This is a genomic window from Pigmentiphaga sp. H8, from assembly GCF_003854895.1.
In the GTDB taxonomy this organism is placed as follows: Bacteria; Pseudomonadota; Gammaproteobacteria; order Burkholderiales; family Burkholderiaceae_B; genus Pigmentiphaga.
Genome location: NZ_CP033966.1, coordinates 788,271 through 800,237 on the forward strand (window position 1 = coordinate 788,271; position 11,967 = coordinate 800,237).

11 protein-coding genes and 2 CRISPR repeat arrays are annotated in these 11,967 nt (G+C 63.5%); of the genes, 9 read left to right on the forward strand and 2 right to left on the reverse strand.

The annotated features are described in order from the left end of the window. Nucleotides 1–86 precede the first annotated feature (86 nt). The 9 genes from casA to EGT29_RS03900 all read left to right on the forward strand — a co-directional run bounded on the left by casA (nt 87) and on the right by EGT29_RS03900 (nt 8,520). Nucleotides 87–1,715 (forward strand): type I-E CRISPR-associated protein Cse1/CasA, encoded by a 1,629-nt coding sequence (gene casA / locus EGT29_RS03860; protein WP_255465719.1) that lies wholly within the window; start codon nt 87–89, stop codon nt 1,713–1,715. Then, complete coding sequence (gene casB / locus EGT29_RS03865; protein WP_087836805.1) at nt 1,715–2,218, forward strand: type I-E CRISPR-associated protein Cse2/CasB; 504 nt, start codon at nt 1,715–1,717, stop codon at nt 2,216–2,218. Before casA ends, casB begins: the two co-directional genes overlap by 1 nt. Before the next feature lie 59 nt (nt 2,219–2,277). Next, the gene (gene cas7e / locus EGT29_RS03870) at nt 2,278–3,375 is read left to right on the forward strand and encodes a type I-E CRISPR-associated protein Cas7/Cse4/CasC (RefSeq protein ID WP_124687779.1); all 1,098 of its coding nucleotides are present in this window, start codon (nt 2,278–2,280) and stop codon (nt 3,373–3,375) included. Between the two features lie 3 nt (nt 3,376–3,378). Next, entirely contained in the window at nt 3,379–4,092 is a 714-nt protein-coding gene (gene cas5e / locus EGT29_RS03875; protein WP_124687780.1) for a type I-E CRISPR-associated protein Cas5/CasD, read from the forward strand. Nucleotide 4,093: 1 nt separating this feature from the next. Continuing rightward, nucleotides 4,094–4,753 (forward strand): type I-E CRISPR-associated protein Cas6/Cse3/CasE, encoded by a 660-nt coding sequence (cas6e, locus tag EGT29_RS03880; protein ID WP_124687781.1) that lies wholly within the window; start codon nt 4,094–4,096, stop codon nt 4,751–4,753. A gap of 71 nt (nt 4,754–4,824) precedes the next feature. Next, nucleotides 4,825–5,712 (forward strand): type I-E CRISPR-associated endonuclease Cas1e, encoded by an 888-nt coding sequence (gene cas1e, locus EGT29_RS03885; protein ID WP_124687782.1) that lies wholly within the window; start codon nt 4,825–4,827, stop codon nt 5,710–5,712. After that, nucleotides 5,712–6,011, forward strand: coding sequence for a type I-E CRISPR-associated endoribonuclease Cas2e (cas2e, locus tag EGT29_RS03890; RefSeq protein WP_124687783.1), 300 nt, complete (start codon nt 5,712–5,714; stop codon nt 6,009–6,011). The genes cas1e and cas2e overlap by 1 nt, the downstream gene beginning before the upstream one ends. Before the next feature lie 64 nt (nt 6,012–6,075). Then, nucleotides 6,076–7,326: direct repeats of the CRISPR family, unit length 29 nt; unit sequence GTGTTCCCCGCGGGAGCGGGGATGAACCG. A 200-nt stretch (nt 7,327–7,526) separates the two neighbouring features. Then, nucleotides 7,527–8,105 (forward strand): nucleotidyltransferase domain-containing protein, encoded by a 579-nt coding sequence (locus EGT29_RS03895; RefSeq protein ID WP_238160281.1) that lies wholly within the window; start codon nt 7,527–7,529, stop codon nt 8,103–8,105. Further along, on the forward strand, nt 8,089–8,520 hold the full coding sequence (locus tag EGT29_RS03900) for a hypothetical protein (RefSeq protein ID WP_124687785.1): 432 nt from the start codon (nt 8,089–8,091) through the stop codon (nt 8,518–8,520). The genes EGT29_RS03895 and EGT29_RS03900 overlap by 17 nt, the downstream gene beginning before the upstream one ends. Before the next feature lie 141 nt (nt 8,521–8,661). Continuing rightward, a CRISPR array of direct repeats spans nt 8,662–9,849; the repeat unit is 29 nt; unit sequence GTGTTCCCCGCGGGAGCGGGGATGAACCG. Nucleotides 9,850–9,893: 44 nt separating this feature from the next. On the opposite strand, the gene EGT29_RS03905 is transcribed toward EGT29_RS03900, so the two are convergent. Together EGT29_RS03905 and EGT29_RS03910 are read right to left on the reverse strand one after the other, a co-directional pair. Next, nucleotides 9,894–10,868 carry a tripartite tricarboxylate transporter substrate binding protein gene (locus EGT29_RS03905; RefSeq protein ID WP_124687786.1) on the reverse strand — a complete coding sequence of 325 codons (975 nt, stop codon included), beginning with the start codon at nt 10,866–10,868 and terminating at the stop codon, nt 9,894–9,896. 80 nt (nt 10,869–10,948) lie between these two features. Then, the gene (locus EGT29_RS03910) at nt 10,949–11,911 is read right to left on the reverse strand and encodes a tripartite tricarboxylate transporter substrate binding protein (RefSeq protein WP_124687787.1); all 963 of its coding nucleotides are present in this window, start codon (nt 11,909–11,911) and stop codon (nt 10,949–10,951) included. Nucleotides 11,912–11,967: the final 56 nt, after the last annotated feature.

An 11,967-nucleotide genomic window follows, 5' to 3' on the forward strand; every position in this document is an offset into this window, starting at 1 on the left:
GATGCATGGTATTGCGAATGACGCATGCATATCTACCTATTTTGTGATTCATTATCGACATAAATAATTTGAAATCGGGGGGGATAGTGTCACTGCTAACCGATGCATGGATGCCCGTACGCGACCGTTCAGGGAAGCGCCGCTGGATCGCCCCCAGCGAGCTGGCTGCTCCGGATCTGATCGCCTTCGACGCGGATCGCGCGGATTTCAACGGTGCCCTGGCCCAATTCGCCATCGGCCTGTTGTTCACGCATGCTCCCCTGAACAACGCCCGCGACTGGGAGCGCTGGTTTGCCTCACCCCCCGATACCGGCACGTTGCAATCCTGGTGGGAAGGCAGCGTTGCCCATTTCACTTACGACGGTGACGGCGCGCGTTTCATGCAGGACCATGCGCTGACGGCTAAGGCCGATTTCGGAATTTCGGGGCTGTTGATCGACTCTCCCGGTGAGAACACGATCAAGAACAACAGCGACCATTTCGTCAAACGGGGCCGAATCGAGTGCCTTTGCCCGCATTGCGCAATAACTGCGTTGTTGACTTTGCAGATTAACGCCCCCTCGGGAGGGGCCGGACACTTTACGGGCCTGCGAGGGGGCGGGCCATTGACCACTTTGCTGGTCTGCGAACCGGCCCGGTCGCTGTGGCACGATCTGTGGGTGAATGTCATCGAACCACCGGAGCGCAATGCGCACGGCGGAGACGTCAAGAAAACCTCGCCTCACTTTACGTTCCCTTGGCTGGCGCCGGTCGAGGCGATCCAGCCTGATCAGGGGCAGATGAGTCCTGACCAGACTCACCCTATGCATATTTTCTGGGCGATGCCGCGGCGGATCAGGCTGGACTTCGGCAGTACCGTCGAAGGCACGTGCGACATCTGCCACAGGGCCCATTCCGGGCTGCTGACTCAATACGCTACGGTCCCCTATGGATTCAACTACAAGGGTCCCTGGGATCATGTGTTTTCGCCCTACTATCAGCTCAAGGTCGATTGGCTGCCGTTGCATCCGCAACCCGGAGGATTCGGCTATCGCCATTGGCTACCCTGGCTGGTGGGGGTGAACGACGAAAGGGCTCTTCAACGCCCGGCCCGTGTAGTGGCCCACTTCCGAACCAGCCGCAGGGCACGGCAGGCGGGAGCCACCCCCAGCCTGTGGGCCTTTGGATTTGACATCGACAAGATGAAGGCCCGATGCTGGTACGAAGCGCGATTGCCCGTGTACAGCCTTGAGGATTGCGGCCCGAGTGAAATCAAGCGTTTGCAATTCACTCTTCAAAGCTGGCTGGCTGGCGCCAGGGATAGCGTCTATGTCCTGCGCAGTGCCGTCAAGATGGCCTGGTTCAGCGGCGAGGCCCGAGGCGATTACAGCGCGGTGGACGCTGCGTTCTGGAACCGAACCGAAGCGGCATTCTATGAACTGCTCCGACAGCTGATCCACGCCATCCGTTCGGGGGCGAGCGACGTCGATCTGGAAGGGCTTGGCCAGTCGTGGCTGAACACATTGCAGCAGACCAATTTTGCTCTGTTCGATGACGTGTTCGTCGGGGCGGGAGCAATCGACCGCAGCAACCCGCGCCGCGTTGCGGCGGCCAACAAATTGCTGCGCGCCACCATGTTCGGCGAAAAACTGAGGAAAACACTGAACCTGCCTGTCGAGCCTGCAAAGCCCGCCGCAAACAGGCAGTCCAAAACCCAGCATGAGCAGGAGGCGTGATGCCCTTGACCCTGAACTCTGATAGCCCCGAAGGGCAATCCATCCGGCGCTGGCTGGCCTATCTGGACGAATACGACAAAGGGGGGCGAGCGCAGTTGCGCCGAGCTTCTTCGGTGCTCGATGCCATCATGTGTCCCGCAGTGCATCGCTTGCGCCACCAGTTGGAGGAACTTCATCCGGGAGCGTTCAGTAATCAACGGGCCGATCGCCTGGCCATGGCTTGCGCGTTGATGGCGCGTCTGAAGCAGCCCGTCGGCCGCCTTGCCTTGCCGTTGGCCATGAGCGAGCGTGTGGCGGGCTCTGATCGAAATGCCGTCAGCGAGTTACGTTTTCGCCGACTGCTCGACGCACACAACGACGAAGCTCTGTTCACGGGGCTGCGTCGGATGCTGCCCTTGATCGATGGTCTCGTATGCCCGGTTCTGCTCGCCCGCGATGTCGTGTTCTGGGGCGACAAAGTGAAGCGTGCCTGGGCGTACGACTATTACCGCTGGCCCAACTAGGCCAGCCTTGCCCACTCGCCCATCCGCTTCATCCCACTTGCGCTGTACAGAGGAACGCCATGTCCGACTTCATCCAATTGCATATCCTGACTCACTACGCGCCCGCCAACCTGAACCGCGACGACACGGGCCGCCCCAAGACGGCGCTGATGGGGGGCGCCTTGCGGTTGCGGGTCTCCTCGCAAAGCCTCAAACGCGCCTGGCGTACCTCCGATCTGTTCCAGGCCGCGGTGGGAGAACACCTGGGAACGCGTACCCGCCTGCTTGGAAAGGACGTGCATGACGCCATGCTGGCCCAGGGGCTGGATGCGCAGAAGGCCTTGGAGTGGGCCCGCCAGATCGCCGCCGCCTTCGGCTCCCTGGAAGTCGAGAAGCCGGAGTCAAAGAAGAAGAAAGCCGACGGCGAAGGCGCGCAGGAACCGGACTTGAAGAAACTGCTGCAGATCAAGGAGATCGTGCACGTTTCACCTGCGGAGCGACAGGCTGCGCTGCAATTGGCGGCGAGTTGTGTTCAGCGCGGTAAAGGCCCCGAGGCCGCCGAACTCAATCTGCTCAGCAAGGACGCTACCGCCGTGGACGTTTCCATGTTCGGCCGCATGCTTGCCAGTGCCAATGAGTTCAATGTGGATGCGGCCGTGCAGGTCGCGCACGCTTTTACGGTTCATCGCGCGGAAGTCGAAGACGATTATTTCAGCGCCGTGGACGACCTGGGCACGGACACAGGGGCGGGTCACATCGGTGACCGAGGATACGGTGCGGGCCTGTTCTATTTGTACGTGTGCGTGAACCGCACGCTGCTGCAAGAAAATCTGCAAGGCGACAAGGCGCTGGCGAACCGCGCAATGGCTTCCTTGCTGGAGGCCATCGCCAAAGTGAGCCCCACCGGCATGCAGAACAGCTATGCTTCGCGGGCTTATGCCGCCTACGTGCTGGCGGAGAAGGGCGCTCAGCAGCCACGCAGTCTTTCTCAGGCTTTCCTGCGGCCCGTGCAGGGTAGCGACGATCGATCGATGCTGACCGAGGCCATCGAGTCCCTGCAGAAGCAGCGCGCGAATTTCGACAAGACCTACGGTGCCTGCTCGGATGCCAGTCTGGGGATGGATACCGATGCGGGCACGGGTTCGCTGCAAGCCCTGATCGATTTCATCCAGGACTGAGCCATGGCGTACCTGGTCTTTCAACTGCAAGGCGCCATGGCGTCCTGGGGAGAAGCGGCCGTGGGCGAATACCGGGGCACGCACGATCTTCCCACGGTATCGGCCCTGGCGGGCTTGCTGTGCGCGGCACTGGGTCTGCGACGCGATCAGGAAGAGGAGATCCAGGCTGTCCACCGGCACTACCTGATGGCGGTCGGCGTGTATGCCTGCGGTCCGATGCTGCGCGACTACCATACCGCACAGGTCGCTTCGCGCAGCCAGCTCAAGGGAATGCGGCATGCCACTCGCAAGGATGAGTTGGCATTTCGCAGAACGGAGTTGAACACCATTTTGTCCACGCGCGATCACGTGCAAGGCGTCCGGTATCGCGTCGCCGTCCAGGCCGACGACGAGGCACCTTACCCGCTGGATGCCTTGCGCCAGGCCTTGTTGACTCCAGCTTTCGTGCCCTACCTGGGACGAAAATCGTGCCCGCTCGAGGCTCCCATGGCGCCTTGCCTGATGGATGTCGACGACGTGCTGGCCGCATTGTCCGAGTACCCGCACGCCGCGGACGGATCGACCCGTCGCCCCTTCAAGCTGACCTGGTGCGATGGTATGACACCGGGCGTCGAATCCAGTTTGACCGTTCGCCAGCGTGACCGCTTGATTCATCGGGGCGCCTGGCAGTACGGCGAACGCACTCAGCACGTAGCAATGCTGCCCCAGGAGGCCTGACATGCATTTCAGTGTCATCACCCCCACGCCGGGCCGGGAAAACGAGGCCACGCACCAGTTGTTCCCGGGGGTCTATGCCGAGCACCAGTGGCTGTGGCGCTTTTTCCCTTCCGAAGCCGGCTCGGCCCGGGACCATATCTTCCGCCGGGCGGACCAGGGACAGGCCATGCGTTTCTACGTGGTCTCCAAGCGTCCTCCCGTGGCTTTCAGCGACGCCTGGTCCGTGAAAACGCGGCCCTATGCTCCCAGGCTGCAAGCCGGTGACGAGCTGGAGTTCGAACTACGAGCCAACCCCGTGGTCACCCGCAAGCACGAGGACGGCAAGAGTCGCCGCCACGATGTGGTGATGGATGCCAAGCGGCGGGCCAAGGAGGAAGGTTCGGAGCGAGCGTCGGGCTATTCGCTGGTGCGATCCGCATGTACCGCGTGGCTCAATCAGCAGGGTGGGCAGCACGGCTTTCTGATCGACGAGGTGGGGCTGTCCGTGGACGGCTATACCCAGCATGTCGGCAAGGCGGACAGTATCCGCTTCAGCTCCGTGGATTTTCGTGGGGGACTGCGTGTGACCGATCCCGATGCCTTCGCAGCTACCTTGGCATCGGGGCTGGGGCATGCCAAGGCCTTCGGGTGCGGCCTGATGCTTGTTCGCAGGCCGCTATGACGGTTCGCCTGAACGTGTGAGGGGGGAGCATGGCCGGCAATCACTTGCTTCCGCCCCTCAAGCCTTTGCCCATGAAAGACCGCATTTCGATGATCTTCGTCCAGTACGGTCAGATCGACGTGCTGGATGGAGCGTTCGTCCTCATAGACAAGACCGGCGTGCGCAAACACATTCCGGTCGGCTCGGTGGCGTGCATCATGCTCGAACCGGGCACGCGTATTTCCCACGCGGCGGTCAACCTTGCCGCCACCGTGGGGACGCTGCTGGTCTGGGTAGGCGAGTCCGGCGTGCGTCTGTATTCGAGCGGACAGCCCGGCGGCGCACGAGCCGACCGCCTGCTCTACCAGGCCAAGCTTGCGCTGGACGACGACCTGCGCCTGAAAGTCGTACGCAAGATGTACGAAATCCGATTCGGTGAACCGGCTCCCGCCAGGCGCAGCGTCGAGCAACTGCGCGGCATCGAAGGCGCGCGCGTGCGTGGTACCTACAAGCTCCTGGCGCAGCAGTTCAAGGTGAACTGGCAGGCCCGCAACTATGACCGCCAGCAGTGGGATGCCGCGGACATTCCCAATCGCTGCCTGTCCGCCGCCACATCCTGCCTGTATGGCATCACCGAGGCCGCCGTGCTCGCGGCGGGATACGCGCCGGCGGTCGGCTTCATCCATACGGGAAAGCCGCTCTCCTTCGTCTACGACATCGCCGACCTGTACAAATTCGAAACCGTGGTACCGCTCGCCTTTCGCATCGCGGCCAAATCCCCCGAAGCGCCCGAGCGCGAGGTGCGTCTGGCTTGCCGGGACTTGTTCCGGTCGGACAAACTGCTCGGACGGATCATTCCGCTGATCGAAGATGTGCTCGCGGCCGGGGGCATCCTGCCACCCGAGGCTCCTCCTGAATCCGTCCCTCCAGCCATTCCGAATCCGGAAAGCGATGGCGACGTCGGGCATCGGAGCCGCTGATGAGCTTTCTCGTGGTCGTCACCGAGAACGTCCCGCCAAGATTGCGCGGGAGATTGGCCATCTGGTTGCTCGAGGTCCGAGCCGGTGTCTATATCGGTGACGTCTCGCGGCGAACGCGGGAGATGATCTGGCAGCAGCTCGACGCGGGGCATGAAGACGGCAACGTCGTGATGGCCTGGGCCAGCAACAGCGAGTCCGGTTATGACTTCCAGACGCTTGGGGCGAACCGCCGGGAACCGATCGACTACGATGGGTTGAGGCTGGTTGCGTTTCTTCCGCCAGAAGGGTCGGCTCTTTAACAAAAAAATTGGTAGATTTTCGGCGTCCGATTTTTTCCTTTGAAAACAATCGGTTATGTTTGGTGTGTTCCCCGCGGGAGCGGGGATGAACCGTCCTCGACCGAGCGCGAAGTGGCGCTCAACGAGTGTTCCCCGCGGGAGCGGGGATGAACCGCCAGCGGCATCGAAGTTGGACGCGTGGATGTTGTGTTCCCCGCGGGAGCGGGGATGAACCGCCAACCCCCTCGAGCTTTAGGCGGTCCGCTTCGTGTTCCCCGCGGGAGCGGGGATGAACCGCTCAGCCCGTTGATGCCGCCGGGAACAATGCGGTGTTCCCCGCGGGAGCGGGGATGAACCGCTTGCGGCGGCGTTCGTCACCTGGGCGAACGCCGTGTTCCCCGCGGGAGCGGGGATGAACCGCGGTCCTCGCGCGGCTGTCCGGCCCGGCCCGCGTGTTCCCCGCGGGAGCGGGGATGAACCGCGGTTGAAGAACATCGCGCAGAACGCGGACGAGTGTTCCCCGCGGGAGCGGGGATGAACCGGTCGCCCATTCGCGTCGTATTCGAACTGCGGTGTGTTCCCCGCGGGAGCGGGGATGAACCGTCCTGGCAAGCCACCGACTTCCCCATCGTCACGTGTTCCCCGCGGGAGCGGGGATGAACCGTATCGACGGCGCGCAACCTCCCTGTCGGGATAGTGTTCCCCGCGGGAGCGGGGATGAACCGTGTCGGCGGCGCGCAACCTCCCGTCGGGATAGGTGTTCCCCGCGGGAGCGGGGATGAACCGACGGAGGGAGAGCATGGCGACCGGTAGCTCGAGTGTTCCCCGCGGGAGCGGGGATGAACCGGCGTCTTGGACGTGGTAGCGCTTGCGGGCGACCGTGTTCCCCGCGGGAGCGGGGATGAACCGTCGGACAGCTCTTGCCGGTAGAGCGCGTACACGTGTTCCCCGCGGGAGCGGGGATGAACCGATCCAGTCGCCGCAGGCCTCCGCTATCGTGGGGTGTTCCCCGCGGGAGCGGGGATGAACCGTCGAAATCTTCCTGGAAGCTGTCGCCGACTCCGTGTTCCCCGCGGGAGCGGGGATGAACCGGCCGGGGCATAGACCAGATCGAACTGGCCAAAGTGTTCCCCGCGGGAGCGGGGATGAACCGAGGTGGGCGCGATACATAAGTGTCGGCGGCGCGTGTTCCCCGCGGGAGCGGGGATGAACCGCTGGCCCTGCTAGTAGGAGGCGGCACCGCAGCGTGTTCCCCGCGGGAGCGGGGATGAACCGGTATCTATCATGAGCGCACGTAAGACCAAAGTGTGTTCCCCGCGAGAGCGGGGATGAACCGCGGACGAGGTGTCCGTCTACACGCTGAACGATGTGTTCCCGCGAGAGTGGGGGAGGTTACTCGGGTGAATGCCTGATCTTGGGCAAGGGTGCAATTCTTGCAGTAGCCAATTCACCTGTAAAAATGCCTTGAATTAAATGCCCATATTGGGTAACTTCGTTCCCAATATAGGTATGTTTTGCTTCACCATGCACTCTAACTTGGCCGATGCCCTATTTCCTCGAACCAAACAGCGCGTGTTGGGATTGTTGTTCGGCCAGCCTTGGCGCAGTTTCTATGCCAGCGAGGTGATGGGAATCGTGGCCAGTGGCTCCGGCGCGGTTCAGCGTGAGTTGGCGGCCTTGGCTCAGAGCGGTCTGGTCACCGTCAAGGCTGTTGGCAATCAAAAGCACTATCAGGCCAACCCAGACTCCCCGATTTTTGAGGAGCTGTGTGCGATCGTGCAGAAGACGATAGGATTGGCAGAACCTCTGCGCAGTGCCCTTCGGCCTCTGGAGCGTCGAATCACCGCGGCGTTTGTCTACGGTTCTGTTGCGAAGAAAATGGACACGTCGCGAAGCGACATTGATCTTATGCTTGTGAGCGATGACGTGAGCTACGGAGATGTCTTTGAAGCATTGGAAGAGGCAAGCCACACACTGGGGCGGCCAGTGAACCCCACTATCTTGACTCGCGCGGAATTCTTGAAGCGGGTGACCGCACAGGAGTCTTTCCTTTCCCGAGTGCTGGATCAGCCCAAGCTCTGGATCCTGGGAGGCCCCGATGACCTCCCCGTTTGAGAGCCTGGCCGGCCCAGGCAAGCCGCTCAAGGCGGAGCCGCCGGACGCCAAGGAATTCGACGGCTTGAAGAGGTCAGGTCATGCGAGGCTGAAGGACGCACTCAATTCGTCCCTGTCCATCGAGAGCCGTTTCGATCTGGCCTACAACGCCGCCCACGCTCTTTGCCTGGCTGCGCTGCGATGGAACGGGTATCGGTCAACAAATCGCTATCTGGTTTTCCAATTGCTACCCCACACATTGGGTCTCGGACCGGCGGTCTGGCGAGTGCTCTCGAAGTGTCACGATATCCGCAATCTCGGTGAGTATGAAGGAGATCTGAGTGTCGATGATCGGATCGTCACAGACCTTGTGGCGGCGTGCCAAGTAGTGGCTGACAAGGTCGATGGCCTTGCTCCGCTAAGTTCTGTCCGCTGAGAAATAAGCTGCAATGTCTGGTTGTCATGACGAGTTGAAGCCTGTTTTTTCGGCTTTTTAACGAGTTGGGTTTCCTGGAAAAAAGTTGGTGGATTCTTGGCGTCCGATTTTCTCTTTTGAAAACAATCGGTTATGTTTGGTGTGTTCCCCGCGGGAGCGGGGATGAACCGCCGTCCGAGAAGGGCACGGTGGGCGCCACCATGTGTTCCCCGCGGGAGCGGGGATGAACCGCTCCAGGACATCAGCCAGGACGATGCTGTGGCGTGTTCCCCGCGGGAGCGGGGATGAACCGGTATCCCCGTTGATGCGCTTCTCGGCTTCGGCGTGTTCCCCGCGGGAGCGGGGATGAACCGGCGGCGGTGATGGTGTCGTTCATAAACACTCCGTGTTCCCCGCGGGAGCGGGGATGAACCGCCCGCTTCGTGGGCCTTGGCCAGGAACTCCTTGTGTTCCCCGCGGGAGCGGGGATGAACCGCTCACGACCTCCTGAAAAACCCTAAGATCCAGGTGTTCCCCGCGGGAGCGGGGATGAACCGGACTCGAAGGGCAACGTCGTCACGTTCAGCCAGTGTTCCCCGCGGGAGCGGGGATGAACCGTGATCTACGACGCGAATCTGCGCAGCAGCTATGTGTTCCCCGCGGGAGCGGGGATGAACCGGTATCGGCGTAGGTCATGGGATTTGAGTGGATGTGTTCCCCGCGGGAGCGGGGATGAACCGCCCTTGGCGGCGCAGCGGACCATGAACGCCTTGTGTTCCCCGCGGGAGCGGGGATGAACCGCCAAGGCCGGAGACGCGGGCAAACAGGACGATGTGTTCCCCGCGGGAGCGGGGATGAACCGGGGTTGTCCTGGGTCATTGGTCGCTCCATCGTGTGTTCCCCGCGGGAGCGGGGATGAACCGCCAAGAAGGCCCCGCAGCCGCCCGCATTTGACGTGTTCCCCGCGGGAGCGGGGATGAACCGTATTGCTGGTATCGCGCAGACGGCACAACGCGGTGTTCCCCGCGAGAGCGGGGATGAACCGCTCGTCCACGTCGTCGACTGCGTCCTCGTCCAGTGTTCCCCGCGAGAGCGGGGATGAACCGGCCGGATCGTCGTAGGGGGGGCCGGTGCGGATGTGTTCCCCGCGAGAGCGGGGATGAACCGTACCCGATGGAGCAACAGTTCACCGTGCCGGAGTGTTCCCCGCGAGAGCGGGGATGAACCGTAGGACTCGTCCAGGCCATCGCCTGCCGGCTTGTGTTCCCCGCGAGAGCGGGGATGAACCGTCGGGGTCGGCCGCGATCCTGGCCAGGCGCAGGTGTTCCCCGCGAAAGCGGGGATGAAACGCCCGACAGCGGGCGCTTGTCCGCCTCGGCGACTGGAAGCTCCTCTTACTCCACCGTGATCTTGTTCGCCGTCGCCAGCTCCTTCCAGCGGCGGGTCTCCCCCTGGATGAACGTGGCGAACTCGGCCGGCGTGCTGCCCACGGTGTCCAGCCCGAGCTTGTTCAGCTTGGCGCGCGTATCGGGATCCGACACGGCCGCCTTGATCTCCCTGGCCAGGCGGTCGACCACCGCCGCCGGCGTGCCCTTGGGCACGAAGAAGCCGTTCCATTCCAGCACTTCGAAGTTCTTGAAGCCGTTTTCCGCGATGGTGGGCGTGTCGGGCAGCGCGGCCATGCGCTTGGCGGAGGTGACGGCCAGCGCCTTGAGGCGGCCGGACTGGACGTAGGACAGGCCCGACGCGGCGTTGGCGAAGTAGGCGTTCACCTGTCCGCCCATGACGTCCGCCAGGGCCGGGGCGCCGCCCTTGTAGGGTACGTGCAGCATGTCGATGCCGGCCTGGTTCTTCAGCAGCTCGCCCACCAGATGGGCGGGGCTGCCAGCACCGTACGAGGCGTAGCTGACCTTGCCCGGATGCTGGCGCGCGTAGTCCACGAATTCCTTGAAGCTTTTGTAGGGGGCGTCGGGATGGACGACCAGGATGTTGGGCACCGTGATCGCCAGGGACACGGGCACGAGATCCTTGTCCGGATCGAAGGGCATCTTGCGCAGCGCGGGGTTGACCGCGTAGGTGGAGGCGTCGTACAGCACCGTATAGCCGTCAGGCGCGGCCTGGACCACCGCCTGCGCGCCTATCATGCCGCTGGCGCCGGGCCGGTTGTCGATCACGACCTGGGTGCGCAGCGCCGTGCCCAGCCGCTGCGCGATCACCCGCGCCGCATTGTCCGCGCCGCCGCCGGCCGAGTAGGGAACGATGACCCGGATGGGGCGGCTGGGATAGTCCTGGGCGTGGCCGGGCGCGGCGACAGACAGGGCAAGCGTGGCAACGATGCCGGTGGCGGCCAGATGGGTGAATACGGGCATGGGGGTCTCCGAAGGCGGATATCTTGTCGGCGCGGCCGCTACGTGGCGGCCTGCCCCCGTAGTGTAGTAGTGAGGGAAGCCTATTCCTTGATATCGATGCGCTTCACCACTTCGGCCCACTTGGCCGTGTCGCGCTTCAAGGTTTCCGCGGCTTGCGCGCCGACCTGGCCCACCGGGGTCAGGTCGAGCGAGGTCAGGCGCTGGCGCACGGGCGCTTCCTGCAGCGCCGCCGCCACGGCTTCCTGCAGCGCCTGCACCACGGCGGCCGGCGTGTCCTTGGGGGCCATCAGGTACTGGTTGAACGAGGCGTCGATGTTGGGCAGGCCGACCTGCGGCAAGGTGGGCACCGTGGGCGCCATGGGCGAGGGCCGGGCCGAGGAGACGGCCAGCGCGGTCAGCCGTCCGGCCTGGACGTTGGGCAGCACCGTGGGCGTCGCCAGGAAGCCGCAGTCGACCTGCCCACCCATGACGTCGGTCATCGCCGGGCTCGGGCCTTTGTACGGGACGTGGGTCATGGCGACGCCGGCCTTGCTCAGGACCAGTTCGGCCGCGAGGTGGCCGGGCGAGCCCTGGCCGCCGGAGGCATAGGTCATCGGCGTCTGCCGGGCGCGCGCGATCAGTTGCTCCATGGACGTGAGCTTGAGCGCGGCATTGCACACCATCATCTGGTTGAAGTTGGCCACCAGGGAAACCGGTACGAGGTCGGTGCGCGGGTCGAAATCCATCTTCTTGTAGACGAAGGGGTTGACCGTGACCACGGTGTCGGGCGTGACCAGCAGCGTGTAGCCGTCGGCCGCGGCCTTGGCCACCTGCTGCGCGGCCAGGCCGTTGTTGGCGCCGGCGCGGTTCTCGACCACGAAGGTCTGCTTGAAGCGGCTGCCCAGTCGCTCGGCCAGGATGCGGGCGACCATGTCCGACGGCGCCCCCGGCGGCGAGCCGACCAGGACGCGTACCGGCTTGGCCGGGTAGCCGGACTGCGCGTGCGCGACGGAAGAGGCGGCAAGGATGGCGGCGGCCAGCAGGGCCGGTCGAAGAACGGGCATGGGTCTCACTCCTGATGCTGATGTTTTGCCGCAGTGTATTTAGTTATTTTGGTTAT